This window comes from Flagellatimonas centrodinii, from assembly GCF_016918765.2.
Lineage (GTDB): Bacteria > Pseudomonadota > Gammaproteobacteria > Nevskiales > Nevskiaceae > Polycyclovorans > Polycyclovorans centrodinii.
Genome location: NZ_CP092104.1, coordinates 3,128,373 through 3,147,419, shown reverse-complemented (window position 1 = coordinate 3,147,419; position 19,047 = coordinate 3,128,373). Strand labels below are relative to the sequence as shown.

Here is a 19,047-nt window from a genome sequence, read left to right as displayed (position 1 = left end):
CGGCTCTACCCCCATGACAAACGAACAGTACCACTGTTACTTTAATTGATGATAACGAAAGGGCGGCCTTGAGCGCCCGAAATCCCGTACGAAGGTCAGGCACTGAGGAGAGGGACATGAAGCGACTTGGAGCGGCCATTGCCGCCACCCTGTTGATGGTCGGCACTGCGGCGCAGGCGTTCGAGTTCGAATGGGGCCCGGTCCGTGGTTCCAGCAAGAACAGCCTCAGCGTCGGCGCCGCCATCCGCATGCAGGACCCGAGCAGTGACCTGATCGGCAAGCTCAACATCCCCGGGCAGTCGGGACTCTGCGGTGGCGACAGCTGCATTTCGCTCAGTGGCGACCCGGAACCCAACCAGCGACTGATTGACGCGCCGGGGGCCTTCAGCGCGATCAACCAGGACAACGGCAATCTCAACTACGACAAGCATGATCTGGTGGCGGGGACCACCAAGCTGGTCACCGATTGGTCGCTGACCTGGGGCGAGTGGGCCGGGCGCTTCCGTGCCATTGGCTATTACGACCCGGTGAACGTCAATTTCGACGAGCGTCACAACGATACCCGGGCACAGCCTGCGCGGACGCCGCGATCGAAGGATGTGGAAGGGGTATATGCCCGGGGCGTCGAGCTGTTCGAGGCCTTCGTCTCCCGGCAGTTCGAGATCGGCGATCGTTTCGGCGCCATCTCCATCGGCAACCAGTACATCCGCTGGGGCGAGAGCACCCTGGTGGCGATCAACAGCATCAACGAAATCAGCCCGCCCAGTCAGGCCTTCCTGCGGTTCCCGGGGGTCGAGTTCAACGAAATCTTCCTGCCGGTGCCGCTGGTGGTGGTTTCCACCGATGTCGTCGCCGGGGTCACCGCCGAAGCTTTCTACCAACTGCAGTGGAAGGCAGTGCAGCCTGATCCCGCAGGTAGCTTCTATTCCGATTTCGATCTGATCAATGGGACTTCGGCAGTCATTTCGCTGGGTCAGTTCGGCGAAGATCCGGATCAGCGGCTGTCGCCGGAAGGGGTCATTGGCAGCGTCTCCAGCACCGCCACCAGCGTCAACCTGCGGCCCGAGGAAACGCCCAGCGATAGCGGCCAGTACGGCATCAAGCTGAACTATTACGCCGATTGGCTCAACAACGGCACCGAGCTCAACCTCTACGCCATGAATTACCACAGCCGTCTGCCGTTGGTGGTGACCTATGCAACCGAGGCCTCCTGCACCCGGGTCGAGGGCAATGGCAGCCGTGACTCGGCCAACGCGGTGCAGGCGCTGCTCGATTGCGGGGGTTTCAACGGCACCCTGATTCCGGGGCGTGATCCGTCTCCGGATCGCGAGCCGCTACCCATCGACACCCTGGGATTGGCGCTCGCCTATCCCGAAGACATTCGCCTGTTCGGGTTCAGCTTCAACACCAATGTGGGCAAATGGTCACTGGCCGGCGAGTACGTCTACCGCCCCAATCTGCCGCTGCAGGTGCAACTGACCGATGTCATTTTCGCCGGCCTGCAACCGGCCTTTCCGGCCAACCAACTGGCGGCACCTCCGCTGGTGGGCGACCTGCCGGGCCTGCTGGATGCGGTGGGGCTGGATATTGTCGACCTCGACCCGACCGGCCTGGTCGGATTGCTGAGCGCTACCTTCCCCAGTTCGCAGGAAGGCATTCCCAGCTTCCTGCAGGCTTACCGGGGGATCGACCGGGTGGCGCCGGGTCAGCGCATCGAAGGCTGGGAACGGATGAAGGTCCACCAGCTCGGGTTCACCGGTATCCGGGCGCTATCGAGCAATCCGTTTGGCGCCGACCAGTTGCTGGTCATCGCCGAAGTGGGTGCGACCTACGTGCAGGGCATGCCATCGCGTGACGAGCTGCAGTTCGAGACCAGCGTCATGTACCGCACCCACGCCAGTCCCGGCGCCGATTGCTCGGGATCTCCGGGCACGCCGGTGGAGGATTGCACCCGTCGGCTCAATCCGACACAGCAGACCGAGGGCTTTGCCGACGACTTCTCATGGGGGCTGCGCACCATCATTCGCGGGGAGTACAACAACGTGGTGTTCGGCTGGAACTTCCGACCCCAGTTGATCGCAGGCTGGGACGTCGATGGCATCGCGCCGTTTCCGTCGCAGAACTTCGTCGAGGGGCGCAAACAGTTCGAGCTGTCGACCGATATCCTGTTCACCCAGGCGCTGTCGATGCGCCTCGGTTACAACTGGTTCACCGGTGGCGGCCGCGACAACAACCGACGCGATCGCGACAATGCACTGGTGAACGTGGTTTTCAACTTCTGAGCCGGCGCCCGTCGGGCGCCCTCCAGTACACTGCGGCACGCGGACGGCAGGTGGTCGTCCGCGCCCGCCTGCACCTGTGACGCCGATGAACGACGCCCGCGACTCCGCTTTCAAACCGCCCTCCGAACGCGAGGCCGCGGGCGGCGGCCTGGGTACACTGTTTCGCAGTGTCCGCAGCGTAGCCCGCAGCGGCCGTGACGCCGCCCGGGTGCTGGCCAGCCAGGGGGCGGATGCGCTTGAGCAGCAAGCTCTGACGGCGCTCAAACGACGGCTCGACAGCCTGCCGGGGCTGCAGGCGCTGCCGGCAAGCCACCCGCGCCCCAGTCCTGCCGCCCGCTTTCAGGAACGTCTGGCACGCTCGGCCGAGCTCTCTGGGGGTCGGTCTCAGGAAGCCTTCTTCACCCAGTTGATTCTGCAGATGCTGCCCGACGAAGCCCGCCTTGCGGCGCATGTACTGAACCTGCCGCGGGCCTTGCCGGTGGTTCATGTGGAAGCGGTATCGCGGCTGCTCGGCAGCGGTGGCGAACGGGTCGCCCCCTGTCTGTCAACCGCCGGCGATGATGCCGGCATGCGGGCGCCGGAATTGGCGCCAGTCTTTCTTCAGCGGCTCTGTACCTCTGGCCTGTTGGAACCTGGCGCCGAACGGCTCAGTGCCGCTGACCAATATCAGTTGATCGAGACCAGTGCAGATCTGCGAGCGGTCTGTGCCCGGATCGAGGAAGACGGTCAGAAGGCGCGCCTGGTCCGACGTAGTCTGCGGGTCACGCCGCTGGGGACACAGTTCCGGGCGGCCTGCGCCGACCGTCCGGCGACACCCCGCTGATGCAAGCGGTTATCGACCTGCTGGGCACGATCGCCCACGAGCTGGCGGACAAACCCCTACTGTATGCCGCCTTGCCGGTGATGGCGGCGGTGGTGGGGTATGTCACCAATGTGCTGGCGATCAAGATGATGTTCCTGCCGATCCGCTTCGTCGGTATTCCACCGTATCTGGGGTGGCAGGGCATCATTCCCCGAAAGTCGGGGAAGATGGCGTCGATCGCGGTCGATACCATCACCCAGCACCTGATCACGGTGGAGGAAATTTTCTCCCGCATCGACCCCGAACGCCTCGCCCGCGAGCTGGAAGGGCCGATGACGGCCGCGGTCGAGGACATCGCCGACGAGGTGATGAACGAACATCATCCGACGCTGTGGGTCAGTCTGCCGGCGGTGATCCGGCGGCGGCTGCTGAACAACCTGAAGGCCGAGGTTCCGGCAGTGGTGCGTGACATCACCCGCGATGTGCGTCGCAATGTCCATGAAGTGTTCAATCTGAAGGACATGGTGGTGTCCAAACTGATCCGCGAGCGTACGCTGATCAATCGCATCTTTCTCGAAACCGGCCACGCGGAGTTCAAGTTCATTGGTCGCTCCGGTCTCTATTTCGGGTTTCTGTTCGGCGTTGTCCAGACGCTGATTTTCACGATCTTCCAGACCCCCTGGCAGCTGCCGGTCGCCGGCCTGCTGGTCGGGTACGCCACCAACTGGATCGCCTTGCACCTGATCTTCAACCCCCGTGACCCGGTCAAATTGGGGCCGGTGACGTTTCAGGGACTGTTCATGAAGCGGCAGAAGGAAGTGGCCCGTGACTATGGCAACCTGGTGGCGGACGAGATTCTGACACCGGCCAACATCATCGAGTCCATCCTCAAGGGACCACAGGCGGACCGGGTGGTGGCCCTGATTCAACGTCATGCGCAGCAGGCGATTGACGCCGAGATCGGGTTGGCGCGCCGGTTTGTGCCGCTCACCGTCGGCAGTGAAGGCTATCGGGTGGCGAAGACCGCGGCAGTCCGCCAGATCATCGAGCGGCTGCCGATGAACCTGCGACGTGTCGAGTCATATGCCACCGATGCGATGGATATCCGCAACACGCTGATCACCCGGCTGCAGGCGCTGCCGCCGGATGACTTCGAGGCCATGTTGCGGCCGGCGTTCAAGGAAGACGAATGGCTACTGATTGCGGTCGGCGCAGCGCTGGGGATGCTGGTCGGGGTCGGCCAGATGTTTCTTCCGGGCGTCGGCTAGGCCGCTTGTACCCGCTGCTCAGATCACCTCCGGATGAACGGCCTGGGCGTTGAGGGCCCGGCTGCGGGCATCGGGGGAACCGGTTCGACGGCAGAGTAGGGCGTAGAAGCACGGCACCACCAGCAGGGTCAGCACGGTGGCGAAGGCGACGCCGAAGAAGATGACGACCCCCAGAATGATGCGTGCCTCGCTGCCGGCGCCACTGGCGAGAATCAGCGGCAGCGCGCCGGCCAGCGTCGACAGGCTGGTCATCAGGATCGGCCGCAGACGGATGGCGGCGGCCTCCAGCAGGGCATCATCGAAGGCCTTGCCGGCATCGCGCTGCTGGTTGGCGAACTCGACGATGAGGATGCCGTTCTTGGCCGCCAGGCCGACCAGCATGACCACCCCGATCTGCGAATAGATGTTGAGCGACATGTCGAGGCTCCACAGCGCCAGCAGGGCCCCGAAGATGGCCAGCGGCACGGTCGACATGATTGCCAGGGGGTGGATGAAGCTCTCGAACTGTGCCGCCAGCACCAGGTAGACGATCAACAGCGCCATGGCGAAGGTGAAGACGATCGCCTGCGACGAGTCCTGGAACTCGCGTGATTCGCCGGCGTACTTGATCTGCACTGTCTCGGGCAGCTCCTCGCGGATGATGCCCTCGAGATAGTCGAGCGCCTCCCCCAGTGTATAGCCCGGCGCCAGGCTGGCCGTCAGTGTGATCGTGCGCAGGCGGTCAATCCGGTTGAGGCGGGCCGCTGCCGCGTTCTCCCGCTGCGAGACCAGATTCGACAGGGGTACCAGCGCGCCGGTGCGGGGCGAGCGTACGTAGATGTCGTCGAGCACGTTCGGCGTCCGTCGGGCATCGTCGGGGGCCTGAAGGATGATGTCGTATTCCTCACCAGCATCCTCGAAGGTGGTGACCCGACGGCCGCCCATGAAGGTCTCGAGCGCCTGGGCGATCTGCAGCACCGGCACCCCGAGGTCACCGGCTTTCTCCAGCGAAATGTCGAGCATGATCTGCGGCTTGGTTTCCTTGTAGTCGGAATCCATCCGCAGCAGCCCGGGATTTTCCGCAGCCCGTGCCAACACCCGGTCCCGCCACTGGGCGAGCTCGTCGTAGGTGCCGCCGCCAATGGCGACCTGGACCGGTTGACCGAAGCGGGTCTGAAAACCGCTGCGCTGGATCGTTACCGCGCGTGCGTCGGTGAGGCTGTCGAGCTGACGGCCGATATCGTTGGCGACGACTTCGGAGCTGCGGGACCGGTTGTCCCAGTGGTCGAGGGTGGCGATGGCGATGCCGGAGCTCACTTCATCACCGGCGCCGAATCCCGGAACCCGGATTAGCACTCGTTTGATCTCGGCATCGAGGCCTTGCAGCAGCGGTGCTTCGACCTGATCCATCACCCGTTCCATGTAGGGAAAGCTGGCGCCTTCAGGCCCGGTGACACTGACGAAGAAGCCGCCACGATCTTCGAAAGGTGCGAACTCCTGGTGGATATTCGACAGCAGCAGCCAGGCGCCGCCCGCCAGCACCGCCAATGCCACGGCGCCGACCCAGGCGTGGCGAATGATGCTCGTCAGCAGGCGACGGTAGGCAGCCGCCAGACGGTCGAAGCTGTGGTCCATTGCCCGCAGGAAACGGTTCTTCTGGTCGTCGCGCTGACGTTGCAGCAGCCAGCTGGCCAGCACTGGACACAGGGTCAGCGCCACCAGCGACGAAGACGCCACGGCCGCCGCCATGGCCAGCGCGAACTCACGGAACAGGCGCCCGACATTGCCATCGAGAAACGCCAGAGGCGTGAACACCGCCACCAGAACCGCGGTGGTGGCGATGATAGCGAAGCCGACCTCGCGGGCGCCTCGATACGCTGCCACCAGGGGCGGCTCGCCCAGTTCGAGGCGGCGATGAATGTTCTCCACCATGACGATGGCATCGTCGACGACCAGACCGATCGCAAGCACCAGCGCCAGCAGGGTCAGAATGTTGATTGAGAAGCCGAAGAGATTCAGCAGAATGAAGGACGTAATGATCGAGATCGGTACGGTGACGGCCGGCACCAGGGTCGCCCGCACGTTGCCGAGAAAAATGAAGATCACGCTGATGACGAACACCGCTGCGTACAGCAGCGTGCTGGCGACTTCATCCAGTGCCCCCTGAATGAACTCCGAGGCGTCATAGTTGAGCCCGATCTTCATGCCCTCCGGCAGCCCGGGGCGCAGCCGCTCGATTTCCGCCTTGATGCCGTCCGCGACCGCCAGCGTGTTGGCGGTGGAGGTCTTGATGATGCCCATACCCAGTGAAGGCACGCCGTTGGCGCGAAATGAACCGCGGGGGTTCTCGGCGCCCAGCTCGACACGGGCGACGTCTCCGAGCCGCACCGGATAGCCGTCGGCAGTCTGGTGAATGACCAGACGCTCGAAATCGGCGGCCTTGCTGAACGGTCGGGTGGTGCGCAGCGTGAATTCGCGGTCCAGCGATTCCACCCGTCCCGCCGGGCGCTCGACGTTCTGGTTGCGCAGGGCGGCTTCGATGTCCTCGACCGTCAGTTGACGGGCGGCCAGTTGCTGGCGGTCCAGCCAAACACGCATCGCATAGCGACGGTCGCCGCCCAGTCGAATCTGCGAGACCCCTTCCACGGTCGACAGCCTGTCGACCAGATACCGTTCGGCATAGTCTGAGAGCTGGAGATTGTCGAGCCGGTCGCTGGTCAGGACAAACCACATCACCGGGGAGGTATCGGAGTCCGCCTTGGCAATACTGGGCGCCTCGGCCTGCTCCGGCAGGCGATCAAGCACCCGCGATACCCTGTCACGGACATCATTGGCGCCGGCATCGATATCGCGGTTGGTCTCGAACTCCACCGTGATGCGGGACCGTCCATCCTGCGAACTGCTGGTCAGGCTGCGGACGCCTTCGATGCCGGCCAGTTCGTTCTCGAGAATCTGGGTGATCTGGGTTTCGACAACCGCGGCGGAGGCGCCCGGGTAATTGGTGTCGACCGAAACCACCGGCGCATCGATATCCGGGTATTCCCGCACCGACATGGTGCTGGCCGCAAAGATGCCGAAAACGATCAGCAGCAGATTGAGGACGGTCGCGAAGACCGGCCGTTTGACCGAGGTGTCAGAGAGCCACACGGGGCGAGTTCCTGGACGGTGCGAGACGGGAATGGACCGCGGGCGTCCCGGAAGATTCCGTCACACCCTGTCCGCCGATGGTAACCCGCGCGTTCCGTCCGGTCGCTGTCCGCCTGACCCGGGCACCACCAGTATCCTCGATGGCTGGCGTGTGCCCCGCGGCGGGGAACTCACCAGTAGGCTGGGGCCGCCTCGAGTGCCGCGCCACAGGCTGAGCACTGCGGCTTGGTCTTGTGCGCGTTGTTCTTCTTTCCGCAAGCGGTGCACGCGATCATCATCGGTTTGGCGCGCACCAGGCTGTAGACCCGCGAATGAGTTCCGTACGCGAGGCCCTCCTTCATGAACTGGTGAACGACGCGCTGGTGGTCTTCATTGGGCAGCAGATTGGCTTCCAGCGCCTCGATGTTCTCCCACGCCGACAGCGTAAAGCCTGATGAGTTGCCATCACGGTCGGGCGGGCGCGCGCCAATGATGCCGGTGATGAACCCTGGCCGATCCGAGAAGCTTTCGAGAACCTGATTGGTCACGCGTGCGGCGGTATCGAACGGACCGTCTCCGCCGCGAACCTGCAGCCAGGTGATGCCGATGGCTTCGGGTGGAGCGACGTTGCCCTTGTTCAGCCGATAGAAGGCCCCGAATTGATAATGGCCTTGCTCGCGTGGCATCAGCAGGGCGTAGAAGCCCAGCTGATCGGCGAGAGACTCGGTATCGAAATGATTGTTCACGCATGGAGTCCCGTCATCGTCGAAGGTGACGAAGAGCGTTGCATCCAGCGACAGCCTGCGGCCGGTCGCTGCCACCGCCTCGATCCCCAGGCCGCCGGGCAGCGGCCCCGTGTGGGTGCCTTCGAGACGATAGCGGGCGGCGATCGAATCGGGGCCGATGGTCACGGGTCCGGTGAGTACGAAACGCAGGTCCGGAAATGCCGTAAACAGTGCACGTGCGTGACTTTCCAGTGCGGCGCCGCTCAAGGCGCCGCGGCTGAGCGGATCGCGGTAGTCGCCTGCGCCGACACGCGCCAGTACGGCTGGTGCGTCGTGGGCGTTCCAGGACTGCAGGAAACTCTCCGCGAATCGCAGTAGGCGAGGGGACTGCAGGAACAGCCCCTTCAGCAGCCCGAGCAGGATGCGCAGCGGGCTCATGGTTGGTTCTCGGCGCGGCCTGCGGCCCGAGCCCCCTGCCACAACAGCCAGCTCTGGACGAAGGCGGTCACCGCCGCGAGCAGGAAGAACAGGTAGTTGAGTGAGTTGCTCCATCCATCGCCGAAGGCCAGACCCCGAACCCCGAACAACGCGCCGGTGAGGAACCCGAGGCTGTTGGCCCAGCCGGTGATACAGACACTGATGATGTACACCTTCCGACCGCTCTCCCCGAGGCGTAGCGCCGATCCCGCCGCAGCGAACGCGATCATGGCGATGGCATTCATCAACGCGCCGAGATGGGTGCGACGCCAGGCAGCTTCGGTGCCCGGCATGTCGAAGTCGAGCTGGGGTACCAGCGGCCAGGCGGCAATGTGTCCGATCACCTCGAAGGTGAAGATCAGGCCGATCACCAGCGCGGCTGCGAACAGCAGCGCGGCGGGGCCGAGGATGCGGGCACGCTCTTGGGTACTCAGGGGCTGCAGCGACATCAGGGCTCTCCTCCCGGTGGATGGGTCATGCAGACAAGCGAATCTGACAAAGGTTGACACTATTAAATTAATACCGTCAACTATTCTGCATGGCACGACAGTCCTTCAGCGAGCGGCAAGTGGAGCAGCGGCGCAGCGAAATCCTCGAAGCGGCGATGTCCCTGTTCGAAACCGGGGGGCTCGAAGCGGTCAGTTTTCGCAAGATCGCCGCTGCGCTGGGATGCAGTTACTCGGCGCCGTATCGCTATTTCCCAAGCAAGGATGCCCTGCTGACCGCGATGCGGGCGCAGGCGTTCCGCTGGATCGAACGCACCATGCTCGACGCTATCGGCGCCGACGGTTCGCCACGCCAGCGGTTACGTACGTTGGCAGAAGTCTTCATTCGCGCCGGAATCGAGCGGCCTCAACGCTATGCGCTCATGTTCTTCCGGTTGCCGGAGCCGGAGGGAGGTCCGCGATCACTGGAATTGGCGGTCGCCAAACGTGACGCGCTCGATGTCTGCACGCGTACGGTCGCCGCCGCGCAGCGCGCCGGCGAGTTGCGGCTGGCAATGGACCCGCTCACCGCCAGCCATCTGTTCTGGGCCGGTGCCCATGGTCTGGTGTCGCTGCAGGTGGCAGGCCAGTTCGTCATGGGCCGCGATGTCGACACCCTGGTGCCGCAAATGGTGCGAACCCTGATGCAGGGCCTGGAAGCACCGTTGACCGATGCCGAGCGCGCATCACAGCATCGGGCCGTCTCTTGAGCGGTCGGTCCAATGCGTTGACTGGAGGAGAATCCGGCATGAATCGTCCCACTGAAACACACGTTGTGCCGCTGGTCCGGCGCATCCCGTTCGAATTCCCCGAGGATCTCGATCCGGTATGGATCCCCGACGAGCCCGAATGGGCGGCGATGCTCAACGGGGCGTCGCTGACGATGCCCTACCTCGAACCCTTCCTCATCCGTTCGTTGCGCGAGGCCCTCGAGGGGTGTACCGACCCGCAGCTACAGGCGGATGGCCAGGCCTTCATGTCGCAGGAGGGTCAGCATTTCCGTGCGCATCGTCGTTTCAATGATCTGTTGAAACGTCAGCGATACCCGGCACTGGCTGAGGTCGAGGCGCAGATGGCGTTGTCCTACGAGCGCCTCGCCAGACGGTCGCTACGCTGCCGGATGGCCTACACCGCCGGCTTCGAATCGATGACCATGGGCGTCACCCGTTGGCTGGTCGAGGATCGGGTACGACTGTTCCGCAATGCCGATCCGAGAGTGGTGTCGTTCGTGCTGTGGCACATGGTGGAAGAGACCGAACACAAGCGGGTTGCGTTCGACGTCTATCAAGCGTGTTTCGGCGGCACAATCAGCGGCTACCTGGCTCGAATGCTCGGCGTATTTCACGGCTCCCTCGACGTCATGCGTTTCAGCATGCGTGGCTACCGGGTGATGCTGCGTACCGATGGTCGTTGGGGCAGTCTGCGTTCGCGGCTACGACTTGCCGGCTGGCTTGGACGATTCGTGGTCAATGTCGGGCCGGCCCTGCTGCGCGCCGCGATGCCTGGCCATGATCCCCGGCATGAGCGCGATCCCGAATGGGTGGTGGCGTGGTTGCGTGGCTATGCACAACATCCGGACGGCGTGCCGCTTGTTGATACCCGGCATCCCGAGATTCCGGTGCCGTTTCCCACCCGCGCTGAGGGCGTCTGTTCTAGCTGATCGGGCGGCACGACAAAAAAAGGCGCCCCGGTTGCCCGGGGCGCCTGCATCGAGATGGTGGAGATGGCGGGAATTGAACCCGCGTCCGCCAGTCTTACGCCTACAGATCTACATGCGTAGCCGAATCTTTGGTTTTCGTCGCCTGCTCCCGGACCGGCACGGATCGCAGACACTTATCCCCTTGGGGTTTTAGCGCATCGGGTAAGGGCGACCCTCAACGCGAGTTGGTATGAGTCGACATCTGATTCGGCGGTACCAACACCGACCGGTCAGACGCTCGCCGGATTAAGCGGCGAGGGCGTAGTTAGCGTCGTTCGCAACTAGCTTGTTTGCAGACCGTTTAACGAGCAGATCTGCAGCTCGGCATGCACCGCGGGTTTCGGCACCGACGTCGAAGCCAGTCATCCCCGATGTGAAGCTTAGAGTAGCACGGCCAGCAACAAGTTCCGCGGCGCGTTTGGGGTAGGCCTCCGCACTCAACTGGCGTGCCGCATCACCCGTTCCTTCTGGCGTTGCCCGTAGCGATGCGCGCCGCGACCGCGCAGCAGTCGCGTGCTGTGCCCGGCACCTAGCTCGCATGCCGCATTACCCGTTCCTTCTGGCGTTGCCAGTCCTTCTCCTTCAACGACGCCCGCTTGTCGTGCTGCTTCTTGCCCTTGGCCAGTCCCACGGCCAATTTGGCCCGGCCGCGGGTCCAGTGCAGGTCCAGCGGCACCAGGGTATAGCCAGCACGCTCGACCTTGCCGATTAGTGTCGCAAGCTCCTTCCCATGCAACAGCAGCTTGCGGGTTCGGGTCGCTTCCGCCACCTCATGGGTGCAGGCCTGGGGCAGGGGGGTGATGTGGGCACCAATGAGAAAGGCCTCGCCGTGGCGAATGATGACGTAGCCCTCGGCGATCTGTGCGCGGCCGGCCCGCAGCGATTTCACTTCCCAGCCCTGCAGGGCCAATCCGGCCTCATAGGTGTCTTCGATGAAATAGTCGTGCCGCGCGCGTCGGTTCAGCGCGATCTGCCGGTTCTCGGCGCCGACATCCTTTTTTGGTTTCATGGGGGGATTATACGAACGTCGGGCACCTCCACGGCTGCCGGTTGTGTCAACAAGCTCTTACACTCCCGGCATGGATATTCGCGAGAGCCGTTTTGGCACCTGGCAGTCGACCCGAGCGTTCGTCTGGGTTGCCGTCGGCGCGTGTGTCGGTATCGGCAATCTCGTCCGGCTGCCGAGCCTGCTCGATGCCAACGGGGGCGTGTGGTTTCTCGCCTTGTATGGGGTCGCCATGCTGGTACTGGGGTTGCCCTTGCTGGTCGCCGAGTGGGCGCTTGGGCGATGGATGCGGGAGGATCTGGTGACTGGCCTTCGGCATCTGGCCGAAGCCGCTGGTGCGCGCGCGGCCTGGGCGTGGCTGGGCGGACTGATGGTGGGATCCGCAGCGCTGATCCTGTCCTACTACAGTGTGATGGCGGGATGGAGTCTGGGCTATGTCTTTCGTGCGGCGGCCGGTGGCCTGGGTGGGATATCACCGGCGGCGCTGACCGAGACCTTTCTGCAGCTCGCGCGCGAGCCGGAGCGGGGCCTCGCCTGGCATACCATCTTCATGGTCATGGCTTGTATCGTCGTTGCCCATGGCTTTCGCGAGGGTATCGAGCGAATTGCCTTGCGTGTGATCCCGCTGGCGCTACTCACCGCGTTGCTCCTGTTGGCCTGGCTGGTGTGGCGACTGCCGGGCGACAGCCTGCTGGCCTGGTTGGCGCCATCGGCGCCTACCGCCGGTTGGCTCGTTGCCGGGCTGCGAGCGCTCCAGGAGGCCTTCGTCACCCTGAGCCTGGGTGTCGGCGTGATGATCACGCTCGGCAGCTATCTGCCGACGCGGACGCCACTGGTACGGACTGCATTGGCAGTGATTTCGCTCGATCTACTGTTCTCTTTGATTCTCGGCGGCGCCCTGTTCCTGATGCTGGGCGCCGCGTCAGTGCCGCCGGCAAGGGGGCTCGGGTTGATCTTCCAGAGCCTGCCGTCGGCATTGCCGGTCGGGGTCGAAGGCGCAATCGTTGGCGTCGCCTTTTATGGCCTGGCACTGACGCTGACACTGGCCTCAGGAGTGGCACTGCTGGAGCCGGTGACCCGTTATGCCATGGAACGCTGGCGGGTTACCCGGGTGTTCGCTGCCACCTCCTCGTCAGTGGTCATCTGGGCGTTCGGCGTGCTGACCTTGCTCAGCTTCCATGGCGACACACCCTTGCGCTTTGCCGGTGTCACCGTCTTCGAAGCCCTACAGTTCATGACGGCGCAGGTGGCAGCACCGGTCGCGGGTCTGTTGCTTTGCGTATTTTGCGGTCGCATTATCCCGCGCGAACTGGCCCGGGCGGCCTATGGTGAAGGCCGGGGATTCGCGGCCTGGTCGTTCTGCCTGCGCTATCCGGCCCGGTTGGGGCTGCTGGTCCTGCTGTTGCAGGCGCTTGGTGTGATGGAAAAGCTGATCGGGCTCTGGCAGCTGCCGTAGCGGCCGGGCCGGGGTCAATGAATTCAGGAGAACAGTCAGTGGGCGGAGATCTGTTGCAGGTTGAGGTGGCCTACGCACGGCCGGAAGAGCAGGTGGTGCTCAAGGTCGACGTGCCGTCCGGCACGACGGTGCGCGAAGTCATTGAACAGTCGGGGGCGCTGCTGCGCTATCCGGAGATTGCCCTTGACGGGGACAACAGGGTGGGGATTCACGCTCGCCTGGTGGGGCTTGACGACCGCGTCGCCCACGGTGACCGCGTGGAGATCTATCGACCGCTAAAGGCCGACCCCAAGGAGGTCCGTCGACAGCGGGCCGCCGCGGGAAAGGCCTGAGATTTCAGGGCGCGCCCGGCGCGGCGGGGTCTTCCTGCCGGAGGATGGCGCCGTCGGCCTCGCTTTCTTCACGCTCGGCTTCCAGAAGCGCCTTTTCCTCGGCTTCGACGACCGCTTCGAGATCGGGGGTTTCAACAGCTCGCTCCGCGCCCATCGGCGTCGTGCCTTCCATCCGTGCCAGGGTGTCGCCGTCGAAGAACAGCGAAACCGTGCGCTCAGCCTCCGTGCCACGGGGCGAGCGGTAGTACCCGAGGTAGTCCCAGCGCGCGGTGTCATACGGACTGGCTGCCAGCGGCGTCCCCAGCAGGAACCGCACTTGCTCGCGGGTCATGCCCACTTCGAGCTGGTCGAGTTTCTTCTGCTCAATGACATTTCCCTGCCGGGTCGGCAGTTTGTAGACGAGCTGGCACCCGCTGGCGATGATCGCCACGGACACTGCAAGTGCGGACCACATCAACGAACGCATCGGATCGGCTTGCCGGATTGGAGGAGGCGGGCATAATACCGCAACATTCCTGACGAGCACGTTGGTGGAATCCTCCGACCTCCGCAACGCCGGCCTTAAAGTCACCCTGCCTCGCCTGAAGATTCTGGAAATCCTGGAATCGAACGCTGAGCAGCACCTGTCTGCCGAAGATATCTACCGTCGCCTTCTGGATGCCCATGAAGAAATCGGCCTGGCCACCGTGTACCGGGTGCTGACCCAATTCGAGGCCGCTGGCTTGGTGGTGCGCCACAATTTCGAGGGCGGACACGCGGTGTTCGAGCTGGAACGGGGCGAGCACCACGATCACATGGTCTGCCTCGACTCCGGCAAGGTCATCGAGTTCGTCAGCGAGGAGATTGAAAAACTGCAGCGACAGATCGCCGACAAGCACGGCTATGTAGTGCATGACCACAATCTCGTGCTGTACGTGAAGCCGAAGAAGAAGTAGGCCGCAGCCGATCTCAAGCGCCGGCGCGCGCCAGCAGTTCGCGGGCGTGGCGGCGGGCGCTGTCGCTGATATCGACGCCACCCTGCATCCGGGCCAACTCGTCAATGCGACCCTTCGCAGCCAGCGGTTCAACCCGGGTGAAGGTCTGGTCACCTTCGACCTGCTTGCGGATGCCGAAGTGCTGGCGTGCCTGCGCCGCCACCTGTGCCAGATGGGTGACACACAGCACCTGACGGTGGCTGCCTAGGGCGCGCAACTGTTGCCCGACGATCTCGGCGGTGCCGCCGCTGATGCCAGCATCGACCTCGTCGAAAATCAGGGTGCCGGCACTGCGGTCCTGGGTGATGACCACTTGCAGCGCCAGCGAGATCCGTGACAGTTCGCCTCCGCTCGCCACCCGCGCCAGGGCTCGCGGTGGTTGCCCGGGGTTGGCGGTGAAATCGAAGCGGACATCGTCCTGTCCGGTCCGGCGCACTGGCGCGTCGGGGAGCCGTGTCACCGACACCTCCAGCCGCGCGTTGGGCATTCCCAATTGGCGGACCAGCGCGGTTGCTTCATCGGCCAGGGCGGCGGCCGCCTGCTGGCGTGTCGCGCTCAGTCTGTCGGCAGCACTCCGGTAACGTTGTTCGGCCAGCACCCGTTCTCGATCGAGGGCCTCGAGCGCTGCCGACGCGCCCTCGCTGTCGGCAAGTGAGCGCTGCAGTTGTTCGAGGTGATCTGCGAGCGCCTCTGCCTTGATCCGATGCTTGCGGGCGAGGTCGTGCACGGCGCCGAGTTGACGTTCGACCTCTGCCAGCTGCGCCGGGTCGAGATCGAGTCGATCCAGCAGGCGGCGCAGACCATCGGCAGCCTCTTCCAGATGTGCCTGAGCGCTTTCGGCCAGGCGCACCACCTCCTCGAAGCCGGGGTCCAGCGCCACCAGCGGCGATAGCCGCGACAGCGCCTGACCCAATTGGGCATGGGCGGCAGCCTCGCCGGCGTAGAGCAGGTCCAGGGCGCGCCCGCCGTCACTGATCAACTGGTCGGCATGCGCCAGTCGCCGCTGATCCTGCTCGAGTGCGTCGAGGGTCTCGCGGCGCAGATCGAGCAGCTCCAGCTCACGGACCTGGTAGCGAAGGAACTCGAGTTGGCTGGGGTCGCGCGCTTCCTGTTGCTGCAGCGCGGCTCTGCGGGCGTCAATGGCGTGTACGGCTGCGGCAGACTCCGCAACGGCAGCGAGATCGGCCGGCGCGTCTGCGAAGGCATCCAGGCGTTGCCGCTGAATCTCCGGCCGCAACAGGGTCTGCGACTCGGATTGCCCGAAGATCTCGATCAGCTGCTCGCCCAGTTCACGCAAGGGTCCGGCATTGATCGCGTGACCGTTGACGAAGGCGCGGGTCCGTCCCTCGGTGAAGACCACGCGGCGAATCAGCAATTGATCGGGCGCTTCGGGGTCGGATAGGGCCTGCTGGTCCAGCCAGGCGCGCGCGGCGCTGTCGGCGGCCAGCCGGAATTCACCGCTGACCTCGGCGCGGTCACTGCCTTCCCGCACCAGTTGTGTGTCTGCGCGCCCACCGAGCAGGAGGCCGAGTGCATCGATCAGGATCGATTTTCCGGCGCCGGTTTCACCGGTGAGCACGGTGAAGCCCGTATCGAGCTCAAGACTGACCTGCTCGATGATGGCGAGGTTGCGAATGGTGAGGGCTGTCAGCATGCGGGTCTCAGGCGCGGTCCCGGCCCCAGTGGAGCTTGCTGCGAAGAATGCTGAAGTAGTCGTACTGCTGCGGATGAATCAGGTGCAGCCGAAACGGCGCGCGGGTGATGCTGAGGCGGTCTCCCCGCCGCAGGCCCTCATGCGTCTGTCCGTCGCACGTTACCGCCGCGCTGGCGTTGGCATCCCCGCCCAGCACGATATGGACGGCGCGATCGGCGCCGACCACGATCGGTCGATCTGACAGCGTGTGTGGACAGATTGGCACCAGCGACAGCGCTTCCAGGCCCGGATGCAAGACCGGCCCGCCGCCCGACAGGGCATACGCAGTCGAGCCGGTCGGGGAGCTGACGATCATGCCATCGGCGCGATGCTGGCTGATGAACTGGTCATCGAGCCAGGTCTCGAACTCAAGCATGCGAATGGCCGCAAGGTTTCGCACCACCACATCGTTGACCGCCAGAAAGGGGCCGCGACGCCCCCCGTTGCGGTCAATCTCGGCCGACAACAGCAGCCGTTGCTCCGACACATAGGCCCCCGCCAGCACCTGGCCGATGTGCGTTGCCATGTCATCCGGGGGGACGTCGACCATGAAGCCGAGTCGCCCTTGGTTGATGCCGAGAATCGGGACCCCGCAGGGCGCCAGCGTGCGGGCGGCCGACAGCAAGGTGCCGTCGCCTCCGACCACGATCACCAGGTCGCAGTCGGCGCCCAGGGCGGCGCGCTCGCGGAAGCGGTCGGCAGGGGCCGGTACGCGCCCGGCCAGCACCTGATCGAGCAGAACCTGGCGCCCGGCCTGCTCGAGATAGGCCAACAGTTGCGTGGCCGTCTCGGTGGCACGGGCATCCTGCTTGGCGATGACACCGATACGGTTGAACGCGGTCATTCAGCGGAGAAGTCAGTGCGGCAATAGAGGGCCTCCAGTATTTCACACCGCCTGCAACACCGGCACCTGCCGACGTCGCGCTTGCGGCGCCGGGTGCCTTTCGCTAGCGTCAGCCATGACGCAACCACTGGCAGAGACATGAGTGAGGTGTTGAACAGCCGCGCGGAAGAGCTGCTCAAGCTGCTGATCCAGCGCTATATTCAAGACGGACTGCCGGTCGGTTCGCGCACCCTGTCGCGCGCTGCGGGGCTGGGCCTGTCGGCCGCGACCATTCGCAATGTGATGGCCGATCTCGACGACCTCGGCTTTGTCGCCTCGCCGCACACGTCAGCCGGCCGCATCCCGACCCAGCGCGGCTACCGATACTTTGTCGACAGTCTGTTGTCGCCGGAGCCACTCGATGACGGATCGCGGGCCGAGCTGGAGGCCGAATTCGGTCGCAGTCGCAACGGCAGCCCGCAGGACCTGGTGCAGACCGCCAGCAGCCTGCTTTCGCAGCTTTCGCGGATGGCCGGTGTGGTGACCCTGCCGCGGCGCAACCTGGCGGTGCTGCGCCGAATCGAGTTCCTGCCGTTGTCCGATCAGCGGGTGCTGGCGATTCTGGTGGTGAACCAGCACGAGGTGCAGAACCGGGTCCTGCAGATGGATCGCGCCTACGGGGCCGATGAGCTGGCGCAGTATGCCAATGCGCTCAATGAGCGATTTGCCGGTCGTAATCTGGTCGACCTGCGCCGCGCCCTGCTGGATGAAGCCGTCGATGCCCAGAACGAGGTCAATCACGTGCTGCGCGAGGCTGCGCAGATGGCGGGCCAGTGCTTCGAGGCGGCCGACCACAAGGACTTCGTCCACGCGGGGGGCGCCAATCTGTTCGGATTCCAGGAGTTGGCAGATGTGCAGCGGCTGCGGGGCCTGTTCGACGCGCTCGACCGCAAACGCGATCTGTTGACGCTGTTCGACCAGTGTCTTGGCGCCGACGGGGTGCAGGTATTCATCGGAGACGAGTCCGGCTACCGGGTGCTCGATGAAATGGCCGTGGTGACCTCCCCGTATTACGTCGAAGGGCAGGTGGCCGGCATGCTGGGCGTCATCGGCCCCACCCGCATGGCCTATCAGCGGATCATCCCCCTCGTGCGCGAGACGGCCCGCATCCTCTCCCGTGGGCTCGATTGAGGTCCTTTTGGGCGGCTGCCCTTGAATCTTGGCGCGGCGACCCCAGTGTTCTGGTCCCATTCATCGCTGCGGCGCTCCATCTCGGGGGCGCCCTCTTCGGACCCGCCCAGACGCATGAGCCAGAACGACGTCCCCAACGAACCCGTACCGGAAGCCGCCGACACCTCTGACCGTATCACCGCCCTGGAGCAGGCGCTGGCGGACGCTGAGGCTCGTGCCGAGCAGTCACGCGAGGCCCAATTACGTGCTGCCGCCGAGCTCGACAACACCCGCAGGCGGCTGGAGCGTGAGGCCCAGAACACGGCCAGGTTCGCCGCCGAGAGCCTGCTGCGGGACCTGTTGAGCGTGGTCGATTCACTTGAGTTGGGTCTCAAGGCCGCGACGCGCCCGGAGGCCCAGATCCAGGCGTTGACCGATGGAATGGCCCTGACCCACAAACAGTTCGGCAGCCTTCTGGAGAAGCAGGGCGTTACCGTGGTCGACCCTGGCGGACAGCCGTTCGACCCTGAGGCGCATCAGGCCATGAGCATGATCGAAAGCGCGGACGTTGCCCCCAACCATGTGCTTTCGGTGATGCAGAAGGGCTACCTCCTGCACGGGCGTCTCCTGCGACCGGCCATGGTGGTCGTTGCCAAAGCGCCGACCAACGGCGACGCCGGCGGCGACTGACCCCCTTGAATCGCGCCGGTTGGCGCCCACTTATCAGCTAGACGTCAACACGACTTTCTC

General features: G+C 64.6%; 17 protein-coding genes and 1 other RNA gene. 10 read left to right on the top strand and 8 right to left on the bottom strand.

What is annotated here, in order from left to right:
• Window positions 1–116: 116 nt before the first annotated feature.
• The 3 genes from JN531_RS15155 to JN531_RS15145 all read left to right on the top strand — a co-directional run bounded on the left by JN531_RS15155 (window position 117) and on the right by JN531_RS15145 (window position 4,352).
• Window positions 117–2,282 (top strand): DUF1302 domain-containing protein, encoded by a 2,166-nt coding sequence (locus JN531_RS15155; protein WP_228349688.1) that lies wholly within the window; start codon window positions 117–119, stop codon window positions 2,280–2,282.
• Between the two features lie 85 nt (window positions 2,283–2,367).
• Window positions 2,368–3,105, top strand: a complete 738-nt coding sequence (locus tag JN531_RS15150; RefSeq protein ID WP_228349687.1) for an Abi-alpha family protein — start codon at window positions 2,368–2,370, stop codon at window positions 3,103–3,105.
• Complete coding sequence (locus JN531_RS15145) at window positions 3,105–4,352, top strand: DUF445 family protein (protein ID WP_228349686.1); 1,248 nt, start codon at window positions 3,105–3,107, stop codon at window positions 4,350–4,352. The genes JN531_RS15150 and JN531_RS15145 overlap by 1 nt, the downstream gene beginning before the upstream one ends.
• A gap of 18 nt (window positions 4,353–4,370) precedes the next feature.
• Here the strand turns inward: JN531_RS15145 and JN531_RS15140 are convergent, their stop codons facing one another.
• The 3 genes from JN531_RS15140 to JN531_RS15130 all read right to left on the bottom strand — a co-directional run bounded on the left by JN531_RS15140 (window position 4,371) and on the right by JN531_RS15130 (window position 9,108).
• Window positions 4,371–7,478, bottom strand: a complete 3,108-nt coding sequence (locus tag JN531_RS15140; protein WP_228349685.1) for an efflux RND transporter permease subunit — start codon at window positions 7,476–7,478, stop codon at window positions 4,371–4,373.
• Between the two features lie 170 nt (window positions 7,479–7,648).
• Entirely contained in the window at window positions 7,649–8,620 is a 972-nt protein-coding gene (locus tag JN531_RS15135; protein WP_228349684.1) for an ester cyclase, read from the bottom strand.
• Window positions 8,617–9,108 carry a styrene oxide isomerase gene (locus JN531_RS15130; RefSeq protein ID WP_228349683.1) on the bottom strand — a complete coding sequence of 164 codons (492 nt, stop codon included), beginning with the start codon at window positions 9,106–9,108 and terminating at the stop codon, window positions 8,617–8,619. Before JN531_RS15130 ends, JN531_RS15135 begins: the two co-directional genes overlap by 4 nt.
• 89 nt (window positions 9,109–9,197) lie before the next feature.
• Here JN531_RS15130 and JN531_RS15125 point away from each other — a divergent pair, with 89 nt between their 5' ends.
• Both JN531_RS15125 and JN531_RS15120 read left to right on the top strand, forming a co-directional pair.
• Window positions 9,198–9,854 (top strand): TetR/AcrR family transcriptional regulator, encoded by a 657-nt coding sequence (locus tag JN531_RS15125; RefSeq protein ID WP_228349682.1) that lies wholly within the window; start codon window positions 9,198–9,200, stop codon window positions 9,852–9,854.
• 38 nt (window positions 9,855–9,892) lie between these two features.
• Window positions 9,893–10,804, top strand: coding sequence for a metal-dependent hydrolase (locus tag JN531_RS15120; protein ID WP_228349681.1), 912 nt, complete (start codon window positions 9,893–9,895; stop codon window positions 10,802–10,804).
• Between the two features lie 55 nt (window positions 10,805–10,859).
• Here JN531_RS15120 and ssrA read toward each other — a convergent pair.
• Together ssrA and smpB are read right to left on the bottom strand one after the other, a co-directional pair.
• Window positions 10,860–11,213: a transfer-messenger RNA gene (ssrA, locus tag JN531_RS15115) on the bottom strand.
• Between the two features lie 159 nt (window positions 11,214–11,372).
• Complete coding sequence (smpB, locus tag JN531_RS15110; RefSeq protein WP_228349680.1) at window positions 11,373–11,852, bottom strand: SsrA-binding protein SmpB; 480 nt, start codon at window positions 11,850–11,852, stop codon at window positions 11,373–11,375.
• Between the two features lie 70 nt (window positions 11,853–11,922).
• Here smpB and JN531_RS15105 point away from each other — a divergent pair, with 70 nt between their 5' ends.
• The gene (locus JN531_RS15105; protein ID WP_228349679.1) at window positions 11,923–13,305 is read left to right on the top strand and encodes a sodium-dependent transporter; all 1,383 of its coding nucleotides are present in this window, start codon (window positions 11,923–11,925) and stop codon (window positions 13,303–13,305) included.
• A gap of 38 nt (window positions 13,306–13,343) precedes the next feature.
• Window positions 13,344–13,637: an RnfH family protein gene (locus JN531_RS15100; protein ID WP_228349678.1), complete on the top strand. Its 294-nt coding sequence runs from the start codon at window positions 13,344–13,346 to the stop codon at window positions 13,635–13,637.
• A 4-nt stretch (window positions 13,638–13,641) separates the two neighbouring features.
• On the opposite strand, the gene JN531_RS15095 is transcribed toward JN531_RS15100, so the two are convergent.
• Window positions 13,642–14,067, bottom strand: coding sequence for an outer membrane protein assembly factor BamE (locus JN531_RS15095; protein WP_228349677.1), 426 nt, complete (start codon window positions 14,065–14,067; stop codon window positions 13,642–13,644).
• Between the two features lie 100 nt (window positions 14,068–14,167).
• On the opposite strand from JN531_RS15095, the gene fur reads away from it, so the two are divergent.
• Window positions 14,168–14,572: a ferric iron uptake transcriptional regulator gene (fur, locus tag JN531_RS15090; protein WP_228349676.1), complete on the top strand. Its 405-nt coding sequence runs from the start codon at window positions 14,168–14,170 to the stop codon at window positions 14,570–14,572.
• 13 nt (window positions 14,573–14,585) lie between these two features.
• Here the strand turns inward: fur and recN are convergent, their stop codons facing one another.
• Window positions 14,586–16,265 carry a DNA repair protein RecN gene (recN, locus tag JN531_RS15085; protein WP_228349675.1) on the bottom strand — a complete coding sequence of 560 codons (1,680 nt, stop codon included), beginning with the start codon at window positions 16,263–16,265 and terminating at the stop codon, window positions 14,586–14,588.
• Window positions 16,266–16,272: 7 nt separating this feature from the next.
• Window positions 16,273–17,148: an NAD(+) kinase gene (locus JN531_RS15080; protein ID WP_228349674.1), complete on the bottom strand. Its 876-nt coding sequence runs from the start codon at window positions 17,146–17,148 to the stop codon at window positions 16,273–16,275.
• Window positions 17,149–17,286: 138 nt separating this feature from the next.
• On the opposite strand from JN531_RS15080, the gene hrcA reads away from it, so the two are divergent.
• Together hrcA and grpE are read left to right on the top strand one after the other, a co-directional pair.
• Window positions 17,287–18,318, top strand: coding sequence for a heat-inducible transcriptional repressor HrcA (gene hrcA / locus JN531_RS15075; RefSeq protein ID WP_228349673.1), 1,032 nt, complete (start codon window positions 17,287–17,289; stop codon window positions 18,316–18,318).
• Window positions 18,319–18,432: 114 nt separating this feature from the next.
• A complete protein-coding gene (gene grpE / locus JN531_RS15070; protein WP_228349672.1) occupies window positions 18,433–18,987 on the top strand; it encodes a nucleotide exchange factor GrpE in 555 nt (184 codons plus the stop codon).
• Window positions 18,988–19,047 lie beyond the last annotated feature (60 nt).

Bases quoted from the DNA above. Each gene is read 5' to 3' on its own strand.
- JN531_RS15120 (WP_228349681.1), top strand. From the start codon at position 9,893: ATGAATCGTCCCACTGAAACACACGTTGTGCCGCTGGTCCGGCGCATC.
- JN531_RS15130 (WP_228349683.1), bottom strand. From the start codon at position 9,108: ATGTCGCTGCAGCCCCTGAGTACCCAAGAGCGTGCCCGCATCCTCGGC.
- hrcA (WP_228349673.1), top strand. From the start codon at position 17,287: ATGAGTGAGGTGTTGAACAGCCGCGCGGAAGAGCTGCTCAAGCTGCTG.
- grpE (WP_228349672.1), top strand. From the start codon at position 18,433: ATGAGCCAGAACGACGTCCCCAACGAACCCGTACCGGAAGCCGCCGAC.
- JN531_RS15125 (WP_228349682.1), top strand. From the start codon at position 9,198: ATGGCACGACAGTCCTTCAGCGAGCGGCAAGTGGAGCAGCGGCGCAGC.
- JN531_RS15145 (WP_228349686.1), top strand. From the start codon at position 3,105: ATGCAAGCGGTTATCGACCTGCTGGGCACGATCGCCCACGAGCTGGCG.
- JN531_RS15105 (WP_228349679.1), top strand. From the start codon at position 11,923: ATGGATATTCGCGAGAGCCGTTTTGGCACCTGGCAGTCGACCCGAGCG.
- smpB (WP_228349680.1), bottom strand. From the start codon at position 11,852: ATGAAACCAAAAAAGGATGTCGGCGCCGAGAACCGGCAGATCGCGCTG.
- JN531_RS15150 (WP_228349687.1), top strand. From the start codon at position 2,368: ATGAACGACGCCCGCGACTCCGCTTTCAAACCGCCCTCCGAACGCGAG.
- JN531_RS15155 (WP_228349688.1), top strand. From the start codon at position 117: ATGAAGCGACTTGGAGCGGCCATTGCCGCCACCCTGTTGATGGTCGGC.
- recN (WP_228349675.1), bottom strand. From the start codon at position 16,265: ATGCTGACAGCCCTCACCATTCGCAACCTCGCCATCATCGAGCAGGTC.
- JN531_RS15080 (WP_228349674.1), bottom strand. From the start codon at position 17,148: ATGACCGCGTTCAACCGTATCGGTGTCATCGCCAAGCAGGATGCCCGT.
- JN531_RS15135 (WP_228349684.1), bottom strand. From the start codon at position 8,620: ATGAGCCCGCTGCGCATCCTGCTCGGGCTGCTGAAGGGGCTGTTCCTG.